This window comes from Hoeflea sp. AS16 (genome assembly GCF_038900095.1).
GTDB lineage: Bacteria > Pseudomonadota > Alphaproteobacteria > Rhizobiales > Rhizobiaceae > Hoeflea.
Genome location: NZ_JBBMQQ010000003.1, coordinates 569,312 through 594,171 on the forward strand (window position 1 = coordinate 569,312; position 24,860 = coordinate 594,171).

The window sequence follows — 24,860 nt, forward strand, 5'->3', positions numbered from 1 at the left end:
TTCAAGACGCGGTCCGGCACTCCGGGCCGCGTCTTTGCGTTGGGGCGGCCAATATTGCCGCCCCCGCGTGCTGCATGGTTAATGCCACATTAACCCGCCACCGGTTAGATTTGCCGGAGATGGGTTCGTGTAAGGGCCCAAAAACCCGATTCGGACATTGTGTACCCATGCAGTCAGGCTCTTCCTCACTTCCGTCAGGCGTTCCCTCCCACAGCACCCTTGTGGGTGAACTGGTGCGGCGGCAGGTCCGGTTCATTGCCGGCCTGGCAATTCTTGCCGGGCTGATGCTTGCGGTTGCGGCCCTGGCTACCTGGAATGTCACCGATCCGAGTTTCTCCAATGCCAATGGTGCGATTCCGCACAATGCGCTGGGTTTTTCCGGTGCGGCGTTTGCGGATCTTGTCATGCAGTTCTTCGGGCTTGCTGGGGTTATCGGCCTGCTTCCGGCGCTGTTCTGGGCCATCGGTCTGCTGCGCAACCGGCCTGTCGACCGGATGTCCCGCCGCGGCGCCGCGTGGTTCGGTGGCGCCTGGCTGACGGCGGCCCTGTTCGGCCTGCTGCCGCGCTCGGAGAGCTGGCCGCTGCCCAACGGGCTTGGCGGCGTGCTCGGTGACATGGCGCTGAAGATCCCGTCGGTGTTTACCGGTGGCTTCCCCTCCGGCCTGGTTGCCGTGATCCTCGGCTTGCTGATTGCCCCGGTGGCGTGCTGGTTGCTGGTGTTCGGCGCCGGCCTGATCGGCCGCCCGGTATCAGCCGATGTCAGGGATGCGCCTGTTGCCGAGGATGACGAGGAGATCGACGAGGCTACGAGCGGTTCGCTGGTCCTCGGTGCGATCACCCATGGCTGGTTTACCATCCGTGGCCGTGTCCGGCGGCTGACCGGTCTGGCAGGTTTGCGGAAACTCCGGATCATGCCGGATTCGCCACTCGATCTGAACGGTGCCTATGCGCAGGGCGGTGGCGAGACCCTTGAAGGCGGCCCATATCCGGCCGGGGAGAGAATAGAGCCCGGCTTCGCAGCGGCACCGGCAGCCCGTGCGCGGCCCGTGCCGGTTGACGACGCGCCGCCATTCGACATTGATGACGAGCCGCTTCCGGACGGCGTTCTGTCCGACGACATGGGGGATGACGAAGACCCTGCAGCAGACTGGCGGCCCCAGGCTGCGCCGCCCCAGGCTCGAGCCACGCCGTCTCCACGTATTTCAGCCCCCGCCGAGCGGCCCAAGCCGGGTGCCCGTCTGCACCGCGATGCGCAGGGCTCCATGCTTGACGATCACGGCTTTTCACTGCCGTCGGTCCACCTGCTGACCGAGGCACGGAATGTGGCCAAGGACACCTCGCTGTCGCCGGAGGCGCTCGAGCAGAACGCGCGCATGCTCGAAGGTGTTCTGCAGGACTTCGGGGTCAAGGGCGAGATCATTCACGTCCGGCCCGGTCCTGTCGTGACCCTGTACGAACTCGAGCCCGCGCCCGGTATAAAATCCTCTCGGGTCATCGGGCTTGCCGATGACATCGCCCGTTCGATGAGCGCCATTGCCGTTCGTGTGGCCGTGGTGCCCGGACGCAATGCCATCGGCATCGAATTGCCGAACCAGAAGCGGGAAACCGTCTATCTGCGCGAACTGATCGCCAGCCGCGATTTCGAGACCTCGAAGGCCAAGCTCGGGCTGGCGCTCGGCAAGACCATCGGCGGCGAACCGGTGATCGCCGATCTCGCCAAGATGCCGCACGTGCTGGTGGCGGGTACCACCGGCTCGGGTAAATCGGTTGCCATCAACACGATGATCCTGTCGATCCTTTACCGGATGGACCCATCGAAGTGCCGGCTGATCATGATCGATCCGAAAATGCTCGAACTGTCGGTCTATGACGGTATTCCGCATTTGCTCACGCCGGTGGTGACTGATCCGAAAAAGGCCGTCGTGGCGCTCAAATGGACCGTCCGGGAGATGGAAGAGCGCTACAAGAAGATGTCGAAGATCGGCGTGCGCAACATCGATGGTTTCAACTCGCGGGTCGAGCAGGCAAAGGCCACGGGCGAACCGATTACCCGCACCGTTCAGACCGGCTTTGACCGCCAGACCGGCGAGGCTGTCTATGAGACCGAAGAGTTCGAACTGACGCCGCTGCCCTATATCGTCGTGCTGATCGACGAGATGGCCGACCTGATGATGGTCGCAGGCAAGGATATCGAAGGCGCGGTGCAGCGCCTGGCGCAGATGGCGCGTGCTGCCGGCATCCATGTGATCATGGCGACGCAGCGTCCGTCGGTGGATGTCATCACCGGCACGATCAAGGCCAACTTCCCGACCCGTATCTCCTTCCAGGTCACCTCGAAGATCGATTCGCGCACCATTCTGGGCGAGCAGGGCGCCGAACAGCTCTTGGGCATGGGCGACATGCTCTACATGGCCGGCGGCGGGCGTATTCAGCGTGTTCACGGACCCTTCGTCTCGGACAAGGAAGTCGAGGACATCGTCTCGTTCCTCAAGACACAGGGCGTACCGGAATATCTCGATGCGATCACCGAGGATGACGACGAAGCGGATGGCGGTGGCGGACCGGCGGGAACCTCGAACCTCGCCGATTCCGACGACCCCTATGATCAGGCCGTGGCCATCGTGCTGCGTGACGGCAAGGCATCGACATCCTATATCCAGCGCCGGCTCGGGATTGGCTACAACCGTGCCGCCTCGCTGATCGAGCGGATGGAAAACGAAGGCATTATCAGCCCCGCCAATCATGCCGGAAAACGCGAAATCCTGGTGCCGACCGAAGACGATATCGATCCGCGCTAGGTGAGTGCGAGCGCGAACCGCACGTCACACTGGCGCCGCAGTCTTGGGCGAGACAGAGGCTGAGAGAAAACGGAGACAGAGATGTCGAAGCAGAGCATATCCACCACGATGACCGACCGCCCCGATTCCGTCCGCCGCGCCCTGCTGGGCGGAGGCTTGGGCCTTGGCCTGACCCTGATGGCGGCCGCCGCCGGACTTGTGGCATTTCCGGGCAGCGCAGGTGCGGCGCAGACGGCGCAGAAGGTGGCCGATCACTTCGCCTCGGTCAAAACCATGACCGGCGAATTCATCCAGTTCGGACCCAATGGCGAGCAGACCGGTGGCAAGTTCTTCATCGAGCGCCCGGGCAAGCTGCGGTTCAACTATGAAGCGCCTTCGGCGGTGCGGGTGATCGCCGACGGCAAGAATGTCGTGATCGGCAATCGCAAGCTCAGGACATGGGATCTCTATCCGCTGGGCAAGACACCGTTGAAACTGCTGCTTTCGGAACGGATCGACCTGTCGGGCGAAACGGTGCGTTCGGTCAAGGAAGATCCGGACCTGACCACGATCGTGCTGGGCAACAAGTCGATTTTCGGGGATTCGACCATCAGCATGATGTTCGACCCGAAAACCTTCGAGTTGAGGCAGTGGACCATCCGCGATGCACAGGGCAAGGATACGTCCGTGATGATCTTCAATGTCCGGAACGGGGTCAGGTTTGCCGACGACGTCTTCGAGGTGCCCTATGCGCAGGTCCAGCCGCAGAAGCGCCCGAGCGATCGCTGATCCGGCGGTTTTCCCGATCGAAGCCTGAATTGTTTGTGGATGAGCGCTGAAAAGCTCCGGCGCCGCCGGATCGGCTTGCCCTTGCCTGGGTAATCGGCCACATAAGGCTGGTTCCCATCCAAGAAGGCGATTTCGATTTGGCGTTCTCCGTTACGACCTGGAATATCAACTCCGTCCGGCTCCGGCTTCCGCTGGTGCAGCATTTTCTGGAAACCGAGCAGCCTGACGTGTTGTGCCTGCAGGAGACCAAGTGTCCCAACGACGCCTTTCCGAGCGCTGCATTCCGCAAGCTCGGTTACGAGCATCTCGCGATACATGGCCAGAAGGGCTACCACGGCGTTGCGATCATCTCGCGGTTGCCGCTGACGGATGACCGCCGGCAGACCTATTGTGCGATCGAGGATACCCGCAATGTCTCGGCAATTGTCGAGGCGCCGGGATCGAAACGGATCCGGATTCACAATTTCTATGTGCCTGCGGGTGGCGATGAGCCGGACCGCGAGATCAATCCGAAATTCGCGCACAAGCTGGATTTCGTCGAGGAGATGAAGCTGCTTCATGCCGAAGCGGAACTGGCCGACGGCGTGTCTTCGATTCTTGTCGGTGACCTCAACATCGCGCCGCTTGAAACCGATGTCTGGTCGCACAAGCAACTTCTCAAGGTGGTCAGCCACACTCCGGTCGAGACCGAGAATTTCCTGGCGATGCAGAAGGCGGGTGCCTGGGTCGACCTGATTCGCACCCATATTCCGCCGGAAGAGAAGATCTTCACCTGGTGGAGTTACCGGGCCAAGGACTGGGATGCGGCCGATCGCGGGCGGCGGCTGGACCATGTCTGGTCATCGGCGGATCTGGCGCCGGCGCTCAAGCGCATCGATGTGCTGCGTGAAGCGCGCGGCTGGGAACGGCCATCCGACCATGTCCCCGTGACGGCCCATTTCGATTTTTGAAGGCTGACGGATCGGGCAACCGGACGGGTCAGGTGGCGAAGCGCCCGGATATCTTGCCCAGATCTGCATTGAGCGCCGCCATGTTTTCCTCGATCCGTTGACGGACGATACCGGCGATGTCCGGATATTCTTCCAGCATGCGGCGGAACAGCGGCCGGTTGATGCGGATAACCTCGGCATTGTCCGGCGCAATTGCGCTCATCGACCGGTTGACCGAAGTCACCATCGCCAGTTCGCCAAGCAGGGTGCCGCGTTCAGCGAAGCCGAGAGAGATGGCGCGGCCATCCTTGCCGGTCCGCGACAACTCGAAACGGCCGCTGGCGACCACGAACGCGCAATCGGCGGGGGTGCCTTGCCGGAACAGCATCTGGCCGGCCTGCATCTTTCGCCGTTCCGCGCCAAACGCGATCAGCCGCAGCTTGTCCTCGCTGATATCGCTGAACAGCGGGACAATCGACAATAGGGCGATATCGTCATTCAGAGCCACGGATGCACTCCTTGAAAACCGGTGTCAGTGAAAGCCGGCCAATGGCAGCAGGCCGACATCAGGGTATGAGCTTGTAGCCACCGCTTTCGGTCACCAGGATTTCGGCATTCGAGGGATCGGCCTCGATTTTCTGGCGAAGGCGGTAGACGTGGGTTTCGAGCGTATGGGTGGTAACACCCGAATTGTAGCCCCAGACCTCTTCCAGCAGCACATCGCGGGTGACGACTTTCTGGTCGGCGCGATAGAGATAGCGGATGATGGCCGCTTCTTTCTCGGTCAGCCGGATCTTGCCGCCCTTCTCGTCGATCAGCAGCTTCTGGCTCGGCTTGAAGATATAGGGGCCGACGGTGAAGGTGGCGTCTTCGCTCTGCTCATGCTGGCGCAGCTGCGCACGGATGCGGGCCAGCAGCACGGCAAAGCGGAAAGGCTTGGTGACATAATCGTTGGCGCCGGCCTCAAGCCCGAGAATGGTGTCGGAATCGGTGTCGTGGCCGGTGAGCATGATGATCGGCGACTTGAAGCCGCCCTTGCGCAGCAGTTTGACGGCTTCGCGCCCGTCCATGTCGGGCAGGCCGACATCCATGATCAGAAGGTCGACATGTTCGTTCCGCGCTGCCTGCACCCCCTTGGTTGCCGAGGATTCCTGGGAAATGGCAAATTCCTCATAGAGCGAAAGCTGTTCGACAAGGGTTTCCCTGAGGTCATCGTCATCATCTACCAGCAGGATCGAGCGAGCGGTCATTGCGGCTTCCTTCTTCATCGGGCGTCAATTCCGGAGCGGTCCGGCGTCACGGATGTGTCATATGGCATTGTGTTCCTGTTTAGGCACTTTCGGCGCGAGGGCAAAGTGCTAAATAGTCGTGTCTGGTCACAGCAGGAGCACTTGAACGTGAGGCCGATGTTACACAAACCGCCGCTGAAACGGCCCCAGGCCCACACATTCGCGGTGCGTGTGTCGCCGACCGACCGGTTGAAGGCGCTGGTTCGTATCGGGCCAATGACGCTTCAGGCGGCGCTGGGACGCGGAGGCGTTACCGCGTTCAAGCGGGAAGGCGATGGCGGCACGCCGCGCGCGGCGATGGCCGTTCTGGCCGGGTTCCGCCGTGGCGGCATGCTGACGCCGGACCATGCCGGGCTGAAATTGCGGCGGGTGGGCCGCAGGGACGGATGGTGTGACGCACCGGACCATGCGGCTTACAACAGGCATGTGCGGCTGCCGTTTGCCGCGAGCCATGAAACCCTGGTTCGCGACGACATTCTCTATGATTTCGGCTTCGTGCTCGACTGGAACATCCGTTCACGGCGGCGCGGGGCGGGCAGCGCGATATTCCTGCATGTGGCCAAACCCGGATTTCCGCCGACACAAGGCTGCATCGCGCTCAAACGCCGCGACATGCTGAGACTCATGCCGTTGCTCAGGCGCGGAACCATGATCCGCGTCGAATAGACCGGCGGTCCAAAAGGCTCAGACCCCGAACAGGCCGATCGTCGCGCCGATCCCGATCATTACCAGCAGCCAGTGCAGGCCGTCGATCAGGGTCAGGTCCCAGCCGAAATTCTGATACCGCTGATTAATGGTCATGGTGGTGAAAATGATGCCGGCCCAGATGAAAAGCCCGGAAATGATGCCGTTGGACAGCGTGACCTGACCGGCCCCGAGATGGCCGATGATGCCGGCGGTGACGAAGGCCAGTCCAAGTTCGAGAATGAAGGTGGTGATCATCAGCGGTGCCATTGCCGGTTTCGACCCGGCAGGATCAAGCCTTGCCGCCTTCATCCAGGGCTTGGTCAGCGTTGAATAGTAGATCGCGCCGATGACGAAGGCGACGATGGCAGCGACCAGGATCGCCAGATAGTTCATGCCCGCGAAATTCATGTGCCTCTCCCGTTCAAAAGGCGGAATATACCACGAATCGCGCACTCTTTTAGTGGTCAGCCGGGTGTCGATCTGAATTCGAAAAACGGCCCGAAAAGACCAGCAGGTCGTGCTGTCTGCACACCGGGCGGGTTCCGGATGTCTGAGTATCAAGCCTTGCCAAGGTAATGGATTATTACCGGAAGGGTGGCGCGCCTTGTCAGCTGCCTTTTGACCGGTGCGCGTCAACATACGACCGCAGGACCGCATTCATTCGCGTCAGATGGCCTTTTCCCTGCGCTTTGAAGAATTCAAGGACATCTGCATCGACGCGCAAGCTGATTGGCTCCTTGGTCTTGGTGTGATTGACCAAGATCGCATCATCCCAAAAATCCTTTGGCAGCTCTGGTGCGGCTTGTGCATTGGCGGGAGCCTGTGTTTCGCCCCGTTCCTTCATCTTGCGCAGGTCGCTAAGACTTGCTTTCTTCATACCTTGCCCGGTCACTTTGACCTCCTTTCCACGCTGTTATGAGGCGATAAACTTCACCTCTCCTGGTATAAACGACCGTGTAAATCTCGCCGTCGGCAATACCCAGAGCGATCATGCGTTTTTCGCCATAATCCCTGCGTGTGTCTTCTTTTTCCAAAACATTGTTTTCAAAAATAAGGGCCGCCTCTAACAGGTCGACGCCGTGTTTTTGATAAATTTCGGAACGTTTGGCTTCGTCCCATTCGAATTCCATTTTCTAGTACTTGGAATGTATTTTTCTACATACTTGTTCCTATTTCGGTTCTCACAATTGAGGGGGTGTCATTATTAATCGTATCGACGATGTCGATTAATATTGTATATACAAAACGTATATACATCTCAAGAGAAAACACTTTTGCCTCACCCGGCGATCCGCCACACCGACGTCCTCTTGATTTCGCTGTCTTCCAGCGCGCGGGTGACCGGCACGTTGTAGGTGGCTAGAAGATCCATTTTGTCGCGGGGGCAGTAGGCCCGGCCGGGATCGCCCACCAGCACTAGGGCGCCGCGCTGCGCCAGGGCGCTAAACCAGGGCCAGATCAGACTTGCCATGGCCTGGTCGTAGAAGACGTCGCCGGCGAGGACGACGTCCCAGCCCTCGTCATTCCCGATCAGATCGGTCTGGCGGAAGTCGAAGCTGACGCCGTTTTCAGCTGCATTGAGCCGGGTTGCGGTTGCGGCCCAGGGATCGATGTCGGCAGCCGTGACACTGGCAGCGCCTGCGCGCTTTGCGGCGATGGCGACAAGGCCAGAGCCGGTGGCGAAATCGAGAACCGATTTGCCTTCGACCAGATCCTTATGGTCGATGACATGCCGCGCAAGACCCTGGCCGCCGGCCCAGGCAAAGGCCCAGAACGGCGGCGGCAGGCCAAGTGCATCGAGTTCTTCCTCGGTCTTGAGCCACAACTCGTGGGCTTCATCGGCCAGATGCAGCCGGATTTCCGGGACATGTGGCGGCGAGCCAAGCGCGGTGTTGGCGCGGATGAAGATCTCCGGCTCGGTTTTCATCAAGCCGCTCCGCTATCGCGTGTCACTCCGGCGATCGTGGCGGATTGTCGAGATTGCCCATGCGGCAGACCTCGAGATACTCTTCCTCGGTCACCGGCTGAACCGACAGCCGCATTGATGTCACCAGGCTCATCTGGGCCAGTTTCGGGTTGGCCTTCACATCCTTGAGTGTCACCGGTTTGGGCATGTCGCACACGGCGCGGATATCGACACATTCCCAGCGCGGGTCGTCGGTCGTGGTGTCGGGATGGATGAGATTGCAGACCTCGGCAATGCCGACCACTTCAAGACCTTCATTGGAGTGGTAGAAGAAGGCCTTGTCGCCGAGTTTCATGGCGCGCATGTTGTTGCGCGCCTGATAATTGCGGATGCCGTCCCACTGCTCGCCAACGTCGCCCTTGGCCTTCTGCATTTCCCAGGACCATTTGAATGGCTCGGACTTGAACAGCCAGTAGGCCATCTTATGCCTCCGGATTCCTGAAGACCCAATTGTAGGCCCGCACTTCGACCGATTCGAAGAGGCCGGCGATGGCATAGGGATCGCGTGCGGCGATGGCTTCGGCCTCGGCCTTGCTGTCGGCGGCAATCATCACCAGGCTGCCCATCGGCTTCTCGTCATCGTCAAGCAGCGGTCCGGCCATCTTCAGGATACCCTGTGCATCCAGTGCCTTGAGGTGTTCGACATGAGCGGGCCGCTCGGCCATCCGCTTGTCGAGTGAGTTGGGCTTGTCTTTGCACATCAGGGCGTAAAGCATGAATTCTCCATCAGGTGGTGTTTGTGGCAGCGATCAGAACGGCCGATCCATCTGCCGGTGAATTCTATGCCCTGCCGGGCCGGTGGTTTCAATACCGGCTCAGGCCTTTGCGCCACGTTTGCCATGACCGATCACGGCCGTGGCGGTCTGATCGAGCGGCCACCGCGAGCGGGGGGCGAGGCTGAGCTCATCGGCCGGCAAACCTGCGGCCAGGCGTTCGGCGCCGGCCCAGGCGATCATCACCGCATTGTCGGTGCACAGGTTGAGCGGTGGCGCGATGAAGCGGAAACCGGCTTTGGAGGCGCGGTTTTCAAGCGTGGCCCGGATTGCCTTGTTGGCGGCGACACCGCCCGCGACCACCAGCGCAGGCTTTGATTCGGTTCCGAAACGCTCATTGAAGCGATCAAGCGCCATCGCAATCCGGTCGTCGATGCTGGACGTGACCGATGTCTGGAAGGCGAGGCACAGATCGGCGATGGTCTGCTGCGACAGGGGCGCCTGCTCTTCCGCCATCTGCCGCACGGCGGTCTTGAGGCCGGAGAAGGAGAAATCCAGCCGCGGGTCGCGCCGCATCGGCACCGGCAGGCGGAAGTGCTTGGGCTCGCCTGCAAGGGCTGCCTGTTCCACGGCCGGGCCGCCGGGATAGCCGAGACCCAATAGTTTCGCGGTCTTGTCGAAGGCCTCGCCGAGCGCATCGTCGATGGTGGTGCCCCAGCGCTCATACTCGCCCACCCCCTTGACCAGCACGATCTGGGTGTGGCCGCCCGATACCAGCAGCAGCAGGTAGGGGAAGGCCACATTGTCGGTCAGCCGCGCGGTCAGCGCATGGCCTTCGAGATGGTTGATGCCGATGAAGGGTTTTCCAGCCGCCATGGCAATGGCCTTGGCCGTCATCAGCCCGACCATCAGTCCGCCGATCAGGCCGGGGCCGGACGTGACCGCGACCGCATCGACATCAGCAAGCGGCACGCTGCTTTCCTCAAGTGCCTGGATAACCAGCCGGTCGAGTGTCGAGACATGCGAGCGGGCGGCCAGTTCGGGCACCACGCCGCCAAAGTCGGAATGCAGGTCGAGCTGGCTCAACACCACGTCGGAGAGAATTTCGCCGCTGCCGTCGGGGTGGCGGCGGACGACGGAGGCGGCTGTCTCGTCGCAACTCGTCTCGATTCCCAGAATGTCCATGCTGCCGGTTTTCATGCCTGGTCTTTGCTGTTGGTGCTGCAGCGGATGCATCCGGTGGGACGTGCGCTGCAAATGCCTTGAAGTGATGCATGCATGTCACGTTCAAATGAAGCCAGTTGAACGTGACATGCATGAGCCCGAATGTTGCGCTCGGGAGATGATCCCGGTACCTGTCTGTCGGTAACAACGGATCGGATGTCTTGCAAATGAAACCTTACCGCATCGGGACCCGCGGCAGTCCGCTCGCACTGGCGCAGGCCTCTGAAACACGCGCCCGGCTGATGGCTGTGCATGGCTTGCCGGAAGAGGCTTTCGAGATTGTCGTGCTGTCGACCAAGGGCGACCGGGTGACGGACCGGCCGCTGTCGGAAATCGGCGGCAAGGGGCTTTTCACCGAGGAAATCGAAGAACAGCTGAGCGACGGGCGGCTGGACCTGGCCGTGCATTCATCCAAGGACATGCCGACGGTGCTGCCTGACGGGCTCGGCCTCGTGGCCTTTCTCGAGCGCGAGGATGTGCGGGATGCATTTATCGGCCGTACGGCACCGCGGCTTGAAGACCTGCCGCGCAATGCGGTGGTCGGATCGGCTTCGCTGAGGCGCCAGGCGCTGATCCGGCGGTTGCGTCCGGATGTCTCGGTGATCACCTTCAGGGGACAGGTGGAAACACGGTTGCGCAAGCTCGACGAGGGTGTGGTCGATGCGACGCTGCTTGCCCATGCCGGACTGAAGCGGCTCGGCTACACCGAGGTCATCACTGACCTGCTTGATTCGGAAAGTTTTCCGCCGGCACCCGGGCAGGGTGCGATCTGTATCGAGGCCCGTCTTGATGATGCGCGCACCGCCGAATTGCTGGCGCCGATCAATCATGCCGACACGCAAGCGGCGCTGTTGTGCGAACGCGCCTATCTGGCTGCGCTTGACGGGTCCTGCCGCACCCCGATTGCCGGGCATGCAACGATTTCGGGCGACCGGATCTCGTTTTTCGGGATGATTCTCACCCCTGACGGCACCGTCTGGCATGAAAGCCGCGCCAGCGGAGCCACCGGTGATGCCGCAGCACTGGGGACCGAAGCCGGGACCGAGGTGCGCGAACGTGCCGGCAGCAGCTTTTTCGACAGCTGGGCCTGAGGCGGGGCCATGCGTGTTCTGGTGACACGGCCGGAACCGGGCGGGCAGCGCACTGCCGATCAGCTTGCCAGGCTAGGCCATGTCCCGGTGCGGATGCCGCTGTTCGAGACCGTGGTTACCGCGGGGCTTGATGATCTGCCGCCGGTCGAGGCGATCAGCGGGCTGATCGTCACAAGCGCCCGGGCATTTGCGATGTTCGGCAATGGCGGTGTGAGCGGAACGGGGCTCGTCGATGTGCCCGTTCACGCTGTCGGGCCTGCGACGGCACAGGCGGCGCGGGAAGCGGGGTTTGTCCACGTTGCCGAAGGCGGGGGAACGGCAGAGGCCCTGACGGCGACCCTGACCCACCTGCTGGACCGAGATGCGGACGACGGGCAACCGGCCGGTTCGGCGGTTCGTCCGGGCGCGCTGGTCTATCTGGCGGGTGTGCCGCGCACGCGGGTGATCGAGACGGCGCTCGAGGGAGGCAAACACGGTTTTACGGTGGTCGAATGCTACAAAATGGAGGAAATAAGTTATTCGACTGACATCTTAAAATCGGACTTATTGTCGCCGTCACCAGACGTCGTCCTGTTCTATTCGGCCAACGCCGCGCGATGGTTTTCGGAGCTGGTTGACGCCGCCAACCTTGCAAAAACCCTTGATTTCACTCGTTTCCTCTGCCTGTCGCCGGCAATTGCCGATCAATTGCGCGAGACCTGGCGCGAACGTGCGACCGTTGCCGAGCGTCCAGACGAGGACAGCCTGCTTGCATCGCTTGCCGCGTTGGGATGATTTGCCGGAACAACCGCCACGGTTTGAGCGTATTGCAACCAAAGAATGCGCAAGATCAGCCGCTTCAAACCAGACCATTCAGGAGATGCCATGAGCAAGGGCCCCACCCCGCGACACTCCAAATCGCCGAAACCCGTGACCATTGACCTCGATGCCACCGACGTGACGCCGAAGGGTGAGACGTCGAAAGCAAAGCCGTCCGCAACCGGACCGGCAGTTGCCAGGACGCCCGATCCGGTGGAGCCGAACAAGACTGACAGCAAGGCTGTGAAATCCGGTGGAACCGATGCGGCTGGGAAGAGCGACAGTACCTCCAAGCCTGCGCCCGATCTGAAGAGTGATCCCAAAATTGATCCGAAAGCCGGCTCGAAGCCGGATGCATCGGCGCAACCGGCCAAAGCACCGGATTCGGCCAAGACTGCAGATCCGAAAGACAGCAAATCCGCGGACACGAAGCCCAAGCCGGCAACGGCCGGTTCGGCGGGTGCAGCGAGCGCCAAGCCTGCGGCGGCACCTTCCAAAAGCGGCGGCGGTGTTGGCATGGTAATGTCCGGCCTGATTGGCGCCGTGATCGCGCTTGGTGGCGGTTATGCCCTGCAGGCAGGCGGGATCCTGCCTGCTCCCGGTGCGGGCAGTGACCAGGTTGCGCCGGTGGCATCCAGGGTTGATGCACTTTCATCACAGGTTGAATCGCTGTCGGCACAAGTGTCCGCTTCCGGCGGTGCTGACGCTTCGGCCATTCCGGCGGAGCTTTCAGCCCGTCTCGACAGTCTGGAAGCTGATCTTGCCAAGGCGGCGGAGAATTCCGCCGGCGATGGCAGTGATCCGGCAGCCCTGAGTGCACTGGAAAACCGGCTTGCAGGTCTCGAGAGCAAAATTGCCGAGCTTGCCGATGCAGGTGTCGAAACCGCTGCCGATCCGGCACTGGCTGCCGAAATGAGCGAAATGAAGGCGGCCCAGAGCGGGCTTCAGGCATCGCTGGTGGAGCTTCAATCGCGTTCCGATGCGCTGGCAAGCAAGATCAGCGAGCTGGAACAGGCGCAGCAGAAGCTTTCCGAACAGGTTGATGCGCCCTCACGGCAGATCGATCTGGCGCGCGCCATCGCTGCAACGGGTCTCAAGTCGGCAATTGACCGGGGCGGCTCGTTCACCAGCGAACTCGAGGCCTTTGCCTCGGTGGCCCCGGATGATCCTGCGGTAGCCGAACTCCGGGACCTTGCCACGCGTGGTGTCCCGAGCCGCGCCGAACTGGTCGCGGGTTTTTCCGATGCTGCGAGCAAGGCGATTGCAGCGGCCAATCCCGGTGATCCCGAGGCCGGGCTGGTGGACAGGCTGATGTCGAGCGCGATGTCGGTGGTCAAGGTGCGCAAGGTCGGCGACGTCGCCGGCGACAGCGTCGAGGCAATTGTCGCCCGCGCCGAAACGCGATTGCTCAACGGCGATCTCGATGCTGCGGTCAGCGAATGGAACACGCTTCCCGAAGCGTCCCGCGCCGCCGCTTCCGATTATGGCAATGCGCTGGCCGCGCGTGCCCGTGCAGAAAAGCTGATCGCCGCCGCGATGGCGCCGTCAGCGGCTTCTGCCGCCCCGGCCAACTAGGAGACCCATGATGATCCGGTTGTTATTCTTTGTTGTGCTGGTTCTTGCTCTGGGCTTCGGTTTTGCCTGGCTTGCGGACCGGCCCGGTGATCTTTCCATAGTCTGGCAGGACCGCCGTATCGAAATGTCGCTGATGACGGCGGTGACGGTGATCGTGTCGCTGATTGCGGCGATCATGATCAGCTGGTGGCTGGTCCGGACGATCCTGTATTCGCCGCGCACCTTTGCCCGCTATTTCCGGGCCAACAAGCGCGACCGCGGTTACCAGGCACTGTCGACCGGTTTGCTGGCCGCGGGTGCCGGCGATGCGGCGATGGCGCGCAAGATGAACAAGCGGACCAAGGGCCTGCTGAATGCCGACCAGGAGCCGCTGATTCATCTTCTCGATGTTCAGGCTGCGCTGATCGAGGGCCATCACGAGGAAGCCCGCAAGCTGTTCGAGGCGATGGCCGAGGACCCGGAAACAAGGCTCCTGGGCCTGCGCGGGCTCTATCTCGAGGCACAGCGCCAGGGCGCGGACGAAGCCGCGCAGCATTATGCCGAAACTGCCGCGGAACAGGCGCCCCAGTTGCCGTGGGCCGGGGCTGCGGCACTGTCCTACAGGACGCGGGAAGGCAAATGGGACGAGGCGCTGCAACTGCTCGAGCGTCAGCGCCAGGCCGGCACGATCGAGGCAAAAGTTGCCGACCGGACCAAGGCCGTGCTGCTGACCGCGCGGGCGCGTGACACTGTCGACAGCGATCCTTCTTCGGCGCGTGACGATGCGCTGCATGCGCTGAAACTGGCGCCGGCGTTCCCGCCCGCTGCGGTGACAGCGGCGAAAGCGCTTTTGCGCCAGGACAATCTGCGCAAGGCCGCCAAGATCCTGGAAACCGCCTGGAAGGCCAATCCGCATCCCGAGATCGCCGAAGCCTATGTGCGGGCGCGAATCGGCGATACCTCCGCCGACCGGCTCAAGCGGGCGGAACGGCTTGAAAAGCTGCGGCCGCTCAATCCGCTGTCGTTTGATGTCGTGGCGCGTGCTGCGCTGGAGGCGCACCGGTTCGATCTTGCACGGGAAAAGGCCGAAGCCTCGGCACGGCTGCAGCCCTGCGAAGGCATATATCTGCTGCTCGCCGATATCGAGGAAGCGGAGACCGGCGATCAGGGCCGCGTGCGCCACTGGCTGAGCCAGGCGGTTCGTGCACCACGCGATCCGGCATGGACGGCGGATGGCTATGTGTCGGAGACCTGGGAGCCGGTGTCGCCGGTGACCGGCAAGCTGGATGCGTTCGAATGGAAGGTTCCTGTCGAGCAGCTGGCGGGTCCGAGCCTCGACATTCAGCCACCGGCACAGGCCTTTGACAAGGCGATGGCCAGCCTGCCGCCGATCCGCGAGACGGCCGGTGCCAGTGCGGCATCTGCCTCTGCCACGGTGTTTGAAACGGCAACCCCGATTGCCGACCCGCTGGTTGAAGCCGTGGTCTCACCGGCAAGCGCCGATGAGGCTGCGCATCCCGCAACCAAGGCCGCACCCGATGTCGACCCCAAGGCAAAGCCTGCGACGGTCATTGATGCGGACGTTGTCTCCGATCCCGCCCCGGACGCCGCAAATGCAAACGGAGCCGCGGTCACGAGCGGTGGAGAACCGGAGGCCGGGGGCAAGGAGGGGGCTGCCGCAGCACCTGACAAGCCCGATGCGCTGAAAGAGGCCGCGGCTGGCGCGGTGACGCCGGAGGAAACGGCAGAGGCCGCAAAAGCAGAGAAAAAGCCTGCGGCAATCGATCCGGAAGCTGAGGCCCGTGCCAAGGAAGCCAGTTTTCTGACCCATCGCCCCGATGATCCGGGTGTCGATGTCAATGCCGAGCCGGAAAAGCCCGGACGTTTCCGGCTGTTCTGAGCTGGTGTTGAGAGGATAGTGAATGCTTGATCAAATACGCGCTTTTCTGGGCGGTCTGCGCGACGGAAAACAGACAAGGCCCGATGCCAGCAATCCCGATGTGGCTGCCGTGGCCCTGTTCTTCCACGTCATTGGCGCGGACGGGGTGGTCGATGCGGTCGAATCCGACAAGCTCAAGGCGGTTATTGCGCAAGAGTACAATCTGACCGGCGCCGAGATGCGCCAGCTGATTGAAGCCGGTGAAGAGGCCGACCGCGAGGCCGTCGATCTCTACCAGTTCACCAGCATTCTCAACCGCTCGCTGGAGCCGGATGCGAAGGTGCATTTCATCGAGCTGTTGTGGAACCTGGCTTATGCCGACGGCTACCGGCATGAACTGGAAGATCACGTGGTCTGGCGGATCGCCGACCTGATGGGCGTATCGAGCCGGGACCGGGTTCTTGCCCGCCAGCGGGCGCTTGCCGCGGCGGGGCTCGATGAGGCGGAGGCCGCGGGTGACGGCGACTGATTCGGGGCCGGGCTTCAATTCAAGCCGACATTCGCCGGCCGCTGCTGGGGTGGCTCAGGCAGTTCCTGGACCGGATTTTTCCGGCTGATCCAGTCCGGCCTTGATTGCGGCCCGGCTTTCCTCGGCGTCGCGGTCCAGCGACTGGATCTGACGCAGTTGCGGGAAACCGAAACTCCAGGCCAGTGCCACGGCAAGGGTTCCGGCGCCGCCGATCACCACCGCGGCAACCGGGCCGATCAGCGAGGCCATGATGCCCGCGCGGAATTCGCCGAGCTCGTTGGATGCACCGATGAAGACCATGTTGACGGCGCTGACGCGGCCGCGCAACTCGTCCGGCGTCCACAATTGCACCAAGCTCTGGCGGACATAGACCGAGATCATGTCGGAAGCGCCCATGACGATCAGCGCGGCCATGGTCAGCGGCAGGGATTTCGACAGGCCAAAGACAACCGTTGCCGCGCCGAACACACCGACAGCGATGAACATGGCGCGCCCGGCATGTCCGCGGATCGGCCGTGAGGCCAGATAGATCGCCATGCCGATGGCGCCGATACCGGGACTGGCACGGAGGAAGCCCAGCCCCCAGGGGCCGAGTTCAAGCACATCGCGGGCAAAGACCGGCATCAATGCCGTCGCGCCGCCGAGCAGAACGGCGAACATGTCGAGCGAGATGGCGCCCAGCACGATCTTCTGGTTGCGGACATAGCTGAAGCCGGCCACCAGTGTCTTCCAGCTCTGGGCCTCACCGCGCGAGCGCTGCAGCGGCGGCGGCACAAGGGCGATGGCAATGATCGCGGCAAGGAAGAAGAGACAGGCAGTCAGGTAGGGCGCCGTTGCGCCCAGACCGTAGAGCAGGCCCCCGGCGACGGGACCGACGATGGTTGCGGTCTGCCAGGATGTCGAGTTCCATGCAATCGCATTGGGCAGGTCCCTGGCCGGAACCAGATTGGGTGCCAGCGACTGTGAGGCGGGGGAGAAAAACGCCCGCGAAATGCCGATGACCAGAAGTACGCTGAAAATCGGCAGTGGTGACGTGAGACCGCGCCAGGCGAAAATGACCAATGCCAGCGCCGACAGGCCGATGGCGATCTCGCAGATCAGCATGATGGTGCGGCGGCCATAGCGGTCGGCGGCAGCGCCGGTAAACAGGATCAGCACCAGCGCCGGCAGAAACTGGAAAAGACCGACAAGCCCGAGATCGAAAGGATCGCGGGTCAGGTCGTAGATCTGCCAGCCGACCGCCACGCTGATGATCTGCATGGCAAATGTCGACAGAAACCGGGCCGTGAAATAGAGCGTGAAGGCGCGGTGGCGGAAAGCGGCATAACGGTCGTCCGCGAGGGCAGGGGCTTGCATGGGTTTTGTCCGGTTGATGCATGGGGAGCTATACACGAGCCACGGGCCGGTGCCACCACCTTGCAGGCGGGCGGATCGGGCCTTAACCCTGCCAGATCATAGGCGAGGCTGTGCTCTTGCCGCTCGGGCTTCGAGTGTCTACATGTCTGTCACGCGATGAACAGCCGGAGAATCTTATGATTGCAGTGTTTTCGACCATCGACATGGTTCTGGGCCTTTATACCTGGATCATCATCGGCAGCGCCATATTCTCCTGGCTCTACGCCTTCAACGTGGTCAATCCGAACAACCGTTTTGTCGGCATGATCGGTGAATTCCTCTACAAGGCGACCGAACCGGCGCTCCGACCGATCCGCCGGATCATCCCGGATCTCGGCGGGCTCGACATTTCGCCGATCGTGTTGCTGATCGCGATCTTCTTCCTGCGCACCTTCATCGCGACCTCGCTCGCGCCGATGTTCTTCTGAGTAGCTGGTACAAAATCATTGATGAGGGCGCCGAACTTGCGGTTCGGTTGACGCCTGCTGCCTCCACCGACAGGATCGAAGGTCTGGTCGAGGATGCCGCCGGCGTTGTCCGCCTGAAAGCCCGGGTCAGGGCTGTGGCCGAGAACAACAAGGCCAACCGTGCGCTTGAAAAACTGATCGCCAAGCAGCTCAGGATCCGCAAGACCGCGGTCCGGGTTGTTTCCGGCGAGACAAGCCGGTCCAAGATCATCCGCATTGAAGACGATCCGGCAGAACTGCCAGCGGCTCTCGAGGCACTGGCAGGCTGAAACGGATCGCGCCACCGGTCCGGAGGACGGGTGGCGCGATGGAATGGTCAGATGGCCGGCTTAGATGCTAGGGCGATATCAGCCCTTGGTCTTGGCCCGCTCGATCGCTTCGGTAATCAACTGGCGGGAAACCGCGGCGTCGCGCCAGCCGCCGATCTTGACCCATTTGCCGGGTTCGAGATCCTTGTAGTGCTCGAAAAAGTGCTCGATCTGCTGCAGCGTGATTTCCGGCAGGTCGGTGTAATCATGGACACCGGCATAGCGCTGGGTCAGGTGCGGCGACGGCACTGCGATGATCTTCTCGTCCTGTCCGGCATTGTCTTCCATGACCAGAACGCCGATCGGGCGGACATTGATCAGGCAGCCCGGGATCAACGGCCGGGTGTTGCAGACCAGAACGTCAATCGGGTCGCCGTCGTCCGAGAGGGTATGCGGAACAAAGCCGTAGTTCCCCGGATAGGTCATTGGCGTGTACAGGAAACGGTCGACGACCAGTGTTCCCGCGTCCTTGTCCATCTCGTACTTGATCGGCTGACCGCCGACCGGCACCTCGATGATCACGTTGACGTCGTGTGGCGGCTTTTCGCCGATGCTGATGGCGTCTATGCGCATGATCGCTCCAATTCGGATTTCTGGTGCATGCCGTGCTCGGGTGGGAGGTGATGAGCTGAACGTGCATGCGTCAATTCGGGGTCCGTCGCAGCCCTGCGCCATCAGTCGATGGCGCGCGGCATCAGACGGCTCCGGAATTAAAGCCAAAGCGGGTTCGGTGCAACAGGACTTTTGGTGTGTTCGGTCCGGCGAGTGTTGTCAGGACCAGACGAAGGCGAGTTTCTTCAGTGTCTTGCCGTCAAAGGTCTCGTGACCTTCAGCCACATCGCGCCCGCCTTGGAACCGGTAGAATTCGACGGCGGTGTGATTGTCCTCGAGACACCAGACGACGACGCCCTTGCAGCCGAGCGATTCGAGCAGGTGGCGGGCTTCGGTGAACAGGCGCTTGCCCAGTCCAACGCCCTGGAATTCCGGCTTCAGGTAAAGCTCGTAGATTTCGCCTTCCTGCGGCAGGGAGCGGGCGCGGTTCAGTCCCAGCGTGGCGTAACCGGCCACCGTGCCGCCGACATCGAGCACCAGGATGGATGTCGAGCCACGCACGGCGCGCTGCCACCAGCTGATGTCGCGGCGTTCCAGCATGTGCCGCAGCGCCTTGTAGGGCAGGATGCCGGCATAGGCATGGCTCCAGGCCGCGCGATGGGTCCCGGCAATGGCTTCCGCATCCTGCGGCTCGGCATGCCGTATGTCGATCGTTAACGTGCTCATGCGCTCACACTACCGTTCATGGTGTGTCCGAAGAAGGCACAGACGTCCTGCTCCAGTGTCTGCCCACAGCATTGTTTTGTGGACGGCGTGAACTGAGTTAACCGTTTGTTAAGGAAATATGCAAGGGCGGCGGTCGCTCGCGACTGCGCGCCTGTGCGCGCGGTTCAGGCGGCGGCGAAGCGGTCGAGGCTTTTCTGTGCAGCTTCGAAGAACTGGCCAACCTGGAGGCCGTCGACCAGTGCATGGTGAACCTGCACGGCGACCGGACAGCTCCAGCGGCCTTCCGGGCTTTCGACAAACTTGCCCCAGGAAAAGCGCGGAATGCAGTCATCCGGACCGGGCAGTGCATTGTCGAGCGCGGTAAAATCGATCCACGGCAGGCAGGAGAGATAGGCGAGGTCGAAGCGCTGGCCGGTGTTGGCGCCGAGGTCGGTGCCCTTCGCGGTTTCCTCGATGATCGCCTTGCAGCTTTCATCGAACCGGTTCCAGTCCTCGAAATAGGGGATATAGGCGTAGCCGAAGGTATCTCCGGGGCGCGGCACCGTGGCCGACAGCGAAATCGCGTCGTACTCGAGAACCCGGTCGCCCTCGAACCGCATCTTCAGCGCCGGCACGGCATGAACGCCTGCTCCGATGGCATGGATGAAGGCCCGGTAGGGCGAGACGCCTTGCGGCTTGCCCCGGGTCATCAGGGCCGTGATATCGACGCGCGCGGTGGTGGCGAACTGCGGCCGGTCATAGGTCCGGAACAGGTTGAACTGTCCGGCCCTTGACCAGGTCGCAAGATCGATTTCGCGCGCGTTCGAGATACCCGACGTCATCAGGCGGCGTTTGCGCCGGATTTGCCCTGACGCTTGCGATCGTTGGCGTCGAGGAAGCGCTTGCGCAGACGGATCGACTTCGGCGTCACTTCCATCAGCTCGTCGTCCTGGATCCACGACAGCGAACGGTCCAGCGTCATGCGGATCGGGGTCGTCAGCTTGATGGCTTCGTCCTTGCCGGCAGCACGGATGTTGTTGAGCTGCTTGGCCTTGAGAACGTTGACCTCGAGATCGTTGTCACGGGTGTGGATGCCGATGATCATGCCCATGTAGACCTTGTCGCCCGGCTCGATGATCATCGGTCCGCGGCTTTCGAGGTTGAACATGGCGTAGGCAACAGCCTCGCCGGACATGTTGGACAGCAGAACGCCGTTGGTCCGGCCCGGGATGTCGCCCTTGTAAGGCTGGTAATCGTGGAACAGGCGGTTCATCACGGCGGTGCCGCGGGTGTCGGTCAAAAGTTCCGACTGGTAGCCGATCAGGCCGCGTGTCGGCGCATGGAACACCAGGCGCACGCGGTTGCCGCCCGACGGGCGCAGTTCGGTCATTTCAGCCTTGCGCTCGGACATCTTCTGCACGACGACGCCGGAATGCTCTTCATCGACGTCGATGACGACTTCCTCGATCGGCTCCAGCAGCTTGCCGTCTTCATCCTTGTGCATGACGACGCGCGGACGCGACACGGCCAGCTCAAAGCCTTCGCGGCGCATGGTTTCGATCAGAACGGCCAGCTGCAATTCGCCGCGACCGGACACGAAGAACGAATCCTTGGCGCTCGATTCCTCGATCTTCAGGGCGACGTTGCCTTCGGCTTCCTTGAACAGGCGGTCACGGATGACGCGGCTGGTCACCTTGTCGCCCTCGGTGCCGGCGAGCGGCGAGTCGTTGACCATGAAGCTCATGGTCACGGTCGGCGGATCGATTGGCTGTGCAGTCAGTGGCTCGGTGACCGAAGGGTCACAGAACGTATCGGCGACGGTGCCCTTGGACAGGCCGGCAATGGCGACGATGTCGCCCGCATGGGCTTCGTCGAGCGCCACGCGCTCGAGACCGCGGAAGGAAAGAATCTTGGAAACGCGTCCGGTTTCCACCAGGCTTCCATCGCCATGCAGAACCTTGACCGGCTGGTTGGCCTTGACGGTGCCGGAATGGATGCGGCCGGTGATGATGCGGCCGAGGAACGGGTTGGCTTCAAGGATCGTGCCGATCATGCGGAACGGGCCTTCGGCAACCGTGGGCTCGGGAACGTGCTCGAGAACCAGGTCGAACAGCGGAGCAAGCGTGCCGCCATCTTCCGGACGATCCGGTCCGGTCGACATCCAGCCATTGCGGCCCGAACCGTACATGATCGGGAAGTCGAGCTGCTCGTCGGTGGCGTCAAGCGCTGCAAAAAGGTCGAAGACTTCGTTGATGACTTCGTCGACGCGGGCGTCGGGACGGTCGATCTTGTTGATGGCGACGATCGGACGAAGACCGACCTTCAGCGCCTTGCCGACAACGAACTTGGTCTGCGGCATCGGGCCTTCAGCTGCGTCAACCAGAACGATCGCGCTGTCCACCATCGACAGGATACGCTCGACTTCGCCGCCGAAATCGGCGTGGCCCGGGGTGTCGACGATGTTGATGCGGTTGCCCTTCCAATCCACCGAAGTGGCCTTGGCGAGAATGGTAATGCCACGCTCCTTTTCGATGTCGCCCGAATCCATGGCGCGTTCCTGAACGCGTTCGTTTTCGCGGTAGACACCGGATTGCTTGAGCATTTCGTCAACTAGCGTGGTTTTACCATGGTCAACGTGGGCGATAATCGCAATATTGCGCAGGGACATAGATCAGGTCTCATTCTGGAGAATACAAAAACGCCGGATGCTGATCCGGCGCGGGCCGGCAAACGCCGGGCTTTGGGCGGCTTATACAGGGTTTTTTGCGGTTGCGAAAGATATCTTTGCCTCAGAGCCTTAACGGACCGAAAGAAGGGCGCAGAGCGCCCTTCTTCATCATGTCGTACCGGAAACGTAACAATTAGTCAGGCGCTGCGAACCGGGTCCAGCGTGATGTTCCAGAGTTCTTCGTCATCGCGATTCATCAGCCGGACGGTGAGTTGTTCGGTGGCGCCGTCGATGTCGACGAGGCCGAAAAACTGCAGTCCCATGGACGGCGGCAGGTTGGCGCCCTGCTCTTCGGTGGGGGCCGCGACGAACTTGACCTCGGGGCCGAATGTCCCGTCCAGCGCGTTGGGGCCGAAGGTGCCTGCGTGCAGCGGACCGGAGACGAATTCCCAGAACGGTTCGAAATCCTGGAACTGCGCCCTGGCCGGATCATAGTAGTGGGCTGCGGTGTAATGCACGTCGGCGGTGAGCCAGACCGTGTTGGTGATGCCGGCATTCTTGATGTAGCGCAGCAGATCGGCGATCTCGAATTCGCGGCCCCTGGCGGCGCCGTCATCGGCATTGGCTATGGCTTCGAACCTGGTGTCGCCGTCACGCACCACCAGGCCGATGGGCATGTCGGCGGCGATGATCTTCCAGGTCGCCTTCGAGTTGGCGAGCTCGCGCTTGAGCCATGCTATCTGTTGCTGACCCATGAACGCGGTCGCATCGCTGGGCGCATCCTGCATGTTTTCGCTGTTGGCAGCCCGGTAGGAGCGCATGTCGAGGAAGAACACGTCGACCAGCGGGCCGTAGGCGATCTTGCGGTAGACGCGGCCCGGCTCGGCAGGGGTGTAGCTGATCGGGGTGAGTTCATGGAATGCGCGGGCGGCATTGGCCGCGAGCACATGCACCGACTTTTCGGTGTAGCGGTCATCGTCTGTCAGATCCTTGGAGTCCGACCAGTTGTTGAGAACTTCATGGTCATCCCACTGGAAGAAGGTCGGGCAGACAGCGTTGAGCGCCCGCACATGCTCGTCCATCAGGTTGTATTTCCACTGGCCGCGGAATTCGTCGAGCGTTTCGGCGACCTTGCGCTTTTCGTCGATCAGCACCTTGTTGATCCACTTGCTGCCGTCCTTGAGGTCAACTTCATCTTGCATGGCGCCATCGGCATAGATGGTGTCGCCGGAATGCAGGAAGAAGTCCGGTTCATGCCTGGCCATGGTGGCGTAGGTCTTCATGCCGACTTCATCGATGCCCCAGCCCTGACCGGCGGTGTCGCCCGACCAGGCAAAGCGGATGTTGCGGCGGGAGGCAGGTGCCGTGCGGAAACGGCCGACAATCGGTTCGGACACGGTGTTGATGTCGGACAGGTCGGCGGCGCTGAAGCGGTAGAAAATGTCCTGGTCGGATGGCAGGTTCTCGATCAGCCGCTTGGCGGCGAAGTCGGTATCCGGCAGCGCATTCATCGGCGGCAGCTTGATCGAATTCTTGAAGCTCTCGACGGTGGAGATCTCCATGTTGATGCGCGACGGCCGGTCGACGCGGGTCCAGATCATGCCGGAAGAGGTGTTGACGTCACCGGACTGGACACCGTGGGTGAAAACCGGGCGCTGGGCGGCGCGGGAGTAGGACGGTGCGGCAAGGCCGGTTGCGGTCACCAGCGAGGTGGCGCTGGCGGAGACGAGAAAACTGCGGCGGGAAAGAGACATCTGGCTTCTCCTGATTGATCGTGACCCGCAAGGGGCTGACCAGGACAGATTGCAAGAATATGTGACAGCTACTTCTCGGTTTGGTGAAAGCTTGATCAAGCTTTGATGACAGGCGGGTTTTGCCGCGCCGGCCGGATGCGGTATCAAGCAGGGAGAGAAGAGGCCGCGGGAGGCAAACATGCGCAAATTGCAGGCACAGGGCATCCACCACATCACCCTGGTGGGGGCGGATCGGCAGACCTCCATCGATTTCTGGGAAGGCGTGCTCGGCATGCCCTTCGTTTTCGAGCAGCCCAATCTGGACAGCGCTTCGGAAAGCCACCTTTATTTCGATCCCGGCGATGGCCGGCTGATCACCGTTTTCACCAGCGAGGACCGCAAGCCTGATCCGGCACGGACCTCGACCGAGCCCGGCGCGGTTCATCATCTGGCCATCAACGTGTCAAAGGCCACTTTCTCGCAGGCCATCGAGCGGCTTGACGAACGCGGGATCAAGCACAGCGGGGTCAAGGACCGGGGCTTCATGGACTCGATCTATTTCAAGGACCCGCTGGGTTTCCTGATCGAGCTTGCCGCCTACCGGTTCGAACCGCCTGCCGGATCCTCCCATGCCGAGGTGCTGCTTGAAGCGCACCGGCTGAGGGTCGCCAGGGGCGACTACAACATCGCGGAAACCCATCTCGCCGACGCGATCGAAGCGATCATCCTGAGATCGCAGCAATCGCTGTCGGACGACCGGACGCCGAAAAAGGCCTATTGAGGCCTTTCGCGGTGCCGGACGGTCGA

Annotated in this window: 27 protein-coding genes; 12 read left to right on the top strand and 15 right to left on the bottom strand. The window is 62.0% G+C overall.

From position 1 onward, the window contains the following. Positions 1–167 precede the first annotated feature (167 nt). From WNY80_RS11070 to WNY80_RS11080, 3 genes are all read left to right on the top strand, one after another. Complete coding sequence (locus WNY80_RS11070) at positions 168–2,798, top strand: DNA translocase FtsK (RefSeq protein ID WP_342887418.1); 2,631 nt, start codon at positions 168–170, stop codon at positions 2,796–2,798. A gap of 81 nt (positions 2,799–2,879) precedes the next feature. Beyond that, on the top strand, positions 2,880–3,566 hold the full coding sequence (locus tag WNY80_RS11075) for an outer membrane lipoprotein carrier protein LolA (RefSeq protein ID WP_342887419.1): 687 nt from the start codon (positions 2,880–2,882) through the stop codon (positions 3,564–3,566). Between the two features lie 137 nt (positions 3,567–3,703). Then, positions 3,704–4,516, top strand: coding sequence for an exodeoxyribonuclease III (locus WNY80_RS11080; RefSeq protein WP_342887420.1), 813 nt, complete (start codon positions 3,704–3,706; stop codon positions 4,514–4,516). A 28-nt stretch (positions 4,517–4,544) separates the two neighbouring features. Here WNY80_RS11080 and WNY80_RS11085 read toward each other — a convergent pair whose 3' ends face one another. Together WNY80_RS11085 and WNY80_RS11090 are read right to left on the bottom strand one after the other, a co-directional pair. Beyond that, complete coding sequence (locus WNY80_RS11085) at positions 4,545–5,003, bottom strand: cyclic nucleotide-binding domain-containing protein (protein ID WP_342887421.1); 459 nt, start codon at positions 5,001–5,003, stop codon at positions 4,545–4,547. 58 nt (positions 5,004–5,061) lie between these two features. Further along, positions 5,062–5,745: a response regulator transcription factor gene (locus WNY80_RS11090; protein ID WP_342887422.1), complete on the bottom strand. Its 684-nt coding sequence runs from the start codon at positions 5,743–5,745 to the stop codon at positions 5,062–5,064. 156 nt (positions 5,746–5,901) lie between these two features. On the opposite strand from WNY80_RS11090, the gene WNY80_RS11095 reads away from it, so the two are divergent. Continuing rightward, positions 5,902–6,450, top strand: coding sequence for a L,D-transpeptidase family protein (locus WNY80_RS11095; RefSeq protein WP_342887423.1), 549 nt, complete (start codon positions 5,902–5,904; stop codon positions 6,448–6,450). 18 nt (positions 6,451–6,468) lie between these two features. Here the strand turns inward: WNY80_RS11095 and WNY80_RS11100 are convergent, their stop codons facing one another. From WNY80_RS11100 to tsaD, 7 genes are all read right to left on the bottom strand, one after another. Beyond that, positions 6,469–6,879, bottom strand: a complete 411-nt coding sequence (locus WNY80_RS11100) for a DUF1761 domain-containing protein (RefSeq protein WP_342887424.1) — start codon at positions 6,877–6,879, stop codon at positions 6,469–6,471. A 199-nt stretch (positions 6,880–7,078) separates the two neighbouring features. Then, entirely contained in the window at positions 7,079–7,363 is a 285-nt protein-coding gene (locus WNY80_RS11105) for a BrnA antitoxin family protein (protein ID WP_342887425.1), read from the bottom strand. After that, positions 7,329–7,601: a BrnT family toxin gene (locus tag WNY80_RS11110; protein WP_342887426.1), complete on the bottom strand. Its 273-nt coding sequence runs from the start codon at positions 7,599–7,601 to the stop codon at positions 7,329–7,331. Before WNY80_RS11110 ends, WNY80_RS11105 begins: the two co-directional genes overlap by 35 nt. Before the next feature lie 149 nt (positions 7,602–7,750). Further along, the gene (locus tag WNY80_RS11115) at positions 7,751–8,398 is read right to left on the bottom strand and encodes a methyltransferase (RefSeq protein ID WP_342887427.1); all 648 of its coding nucleotides are present in this window, start codon (positions 8,396–8,398) and stop codon (positions 7,751–7,753) included. A gap of 22 nt (positions 8,399–8,420) precedes the next feature. Further along, on the bottom strand, positions 8,421–8,858 hold the full coding sequence (locus tag WNY80_RS11120) for an EVE domain-containing protein (RefSeq protein ID WP_342887428.1): 438 nt from the start codon (positions 8,856–8,858) through the stop codon (positions 8,421–8,423). Between the two features lies 1 nt (position 8,859). Further along, on the bottom strand, positions 8,860–9,153 hold the full coding sequence (locus WNY80_RS11125; RefSeq protein WP_342887429.1) for a YciI family protein: 294 nt from the start codon (positions 9,151–9,153) through the stop codon (positions 8,860–8,862). A gap of 99 nt (positions 9,154–9,252) precedes the next feature. After that, complete coding sequence (tsaD, locus tag WNY80_RS11130; RefSeq protein WP_342887496.1) at positions 9,253–10,335, bottom strand: tRNA (adenosine(37)-N6)-threonylcarbamoyltransferase complex transferase subunit TsaD; 1,083 nt, start codon at positions 10,333–10,335, stop codon at positions 9,253–9,255. 200 nt (positions 10,336–10,535) lie between these two features. Between tsaD and hemC the strand changes: the two genes are divergently transcribed. The 5 genes from hemC to WNY80_RS11155 all read left to right on the top strand — a co-directional run bounded on the left by hemC (position 10,536) and on the right by WNY80_RS11155 (position 16,225). Then, positions 10,536–11,465 carry a hydroxymethylbilane synthase gene (hemC, locus tag WNY80_RS11135; RefSeq protein ID WP_342887430.1) on the top strand — a complete coding sequence of 310 codons (930 nt, stop codon included), beginning with the start codon at positions 10,536–10,538 and terminating at the stop codon, positions 11,463–11,465. A 9-nt stretch (positions 11,466–11,474) separates the two neighbouring features. After that, positions 11,475–12,239: a uroporphyrinogen-III synthase gene (locus WNY80_RS11140; RefSeq protein WP_342887431.1), complete on the top strand. Its 765-nt coding sequence runs from the start codon at positions 11,475–11,477 to the stop codon at positions 12,237–12,239. Positions 12,240–12,329: 90 nt separating this feature from the next. Continuing rightward, positions 12,330–13,838 (top strand): mitofilin family membrane protein, encoded by a 1,509-nt coding sequence (locus tag WNY80_RS11145; protein WP_342887432.1) that lies wholly within the window; start codon positions 12,330–12,332, stop codon positions 13,836–13,838. Between the two features lie 10 nt (positions 13,839–13,848). Next, entirely contained in the window at positions 13,849–15,717 is a 1,869-nt protein-coding gene (locus WNY80_RS11150) for a heme biosynthesis protein HemY (protein WP_342887433.1), read from the top strand. Between the two features lie 22 nt (positions 15,718–15,739). After that, a complete protein-coding gene (locus tag WNY80_RS11155; protein WP_342887434.1) occupies positions 15,740–16,225 on the top strand; it encodes a TerB family tellurite resistance protein in 486 nt (161 codons plus the stop codon). A 54-nt stretch (positions 16,226–16,279) separates the two neighbouring features. On the opposite strand, the gene WNY80_RS11160 is transcribed toward WNY80_RS11155, so the two are convergent. Further along, the gene (locus WNY80_RS11160; RefSeq protein WP_342887435.1) at positions 16,280–17,581 is read right to left on the bottom strand and encodes an MFS transporter; all 1,302 of its coding nucleotides are present in this window, start codon (positions 17,579–17,581) and stop codon (positions 16,280–16,282) included. A gap of 176 nt (positions 17,582–17,757) precedes the next feature. Between WNY80_RS11160 and WNY80_RS11165 the strand changes: the two genes are divergently transcribed. Beyond that, positions 17,758–18,048 carry a YggT family protein gene (locus tag WNY80_RS11165; protein WP_342887436.1) on the top strand — a complete coding sequence of 97 codons (291 nt, stop codon included), beginning with the start codon at positions 17,758–17,760 and terminating at the stop codon, positions 18,046–18,048. After that, positions 18,045–18,356, top strand: a complete 312-nt coding sequence (locus WNY80_RS11170) for a DUF167 family protein (protein ID WP_342887497.1) — start codon at positions 18,045–18,047, stop codon at positions 18,354–18,356. Before WNY80_RS11165 ends, WNY80_RS11170 begins: the two co-directional genes overlap by 4 nt. 78 nt (positions 18,357–18,434) lie before the next feature. On the opposite strand, the gene ppa is transcribed toward WNY80_RS11170, so the two are convergent. The 5 genes from ppa to WNY80_RS11195 form a co-directional block, all read right to left on the bottom strand. After that, positions 18,435–18,968: an inorganic diphosphatase gene (gene ppa / locus WNY80_RS11175; RefSeq protein WP_342887437.1), complete on the bottom strand. Its 534-nt coding sequence runs from the start codon at positions 18,966–18,968 to the stop codon at positions 18,435–18,437. A gap of 198 nt (positions 18,969–19,166) precedes the next feature. Then, entirely contained in the window at positions 19,167–19,673 is a 507-nt protein-coding gene (locus tag WNY80_RS11180) for a GNAT family N-acetyltransferase (protein ID WP_342887438.1), read from the bottom strand. 164 nt (positions 19,674–19,837) lie between these two features. Further along, positions 19,838–20,494 carry a chloramphenicol acetyltransferase gene (locus WNY80_RS11185; RefSeq protein WP_342887439.1) on the bottom strand — a complete coding sequence of 219 codons (657 nt, stop codon included), beginning with the start codon at positions 20,492–20,494 and terminating at the stop codon, positions 19,838–19,840. Beyond that, complete coding sequence (gene typA, locus WNY80_RS11190) at positions 20,494–22,320, bottom strand: translational GTPase TypA (RefSeq protein ID WP_342887440.1); 1,827 nt, start codon at positions 22,318–22,320, stop codon at positions 20,494–20,496. Before typA ends, WNY80_RS11185 begins: the two co-directional genes overlap by 1 nt. A gap of 197 nt (positions 22,321–22,517) precedes the next feature. Further along, positions 22,518–24,074, bottom strand: a complete 1,557-nt coding sequence (locus tag WNY80_RS11195) for an alkaline phosphatase (protein WP_342887441.1) — start codon at positions 24,072–24,074, stop codon at positions 22,518–22,520. Positions 24,075–24,252: 178 nt separating this feature from the next. Here WNY80_RS11195 and WNY80_RS11200 point away from each other — a divergent pair, with 178 nt between their 5' ends. Continuing rightward, positions 24,253–24,834, top strand: coding sequence for a VOC family protein (locus WNY80_RS11200; protein WP_342887442.1), 582 nt, complete (start codon positions 24,253–24,255; stop codon positions 24,832–24,834). Positions 24,835–24,860: the final 26 nt, after the last annotated feature.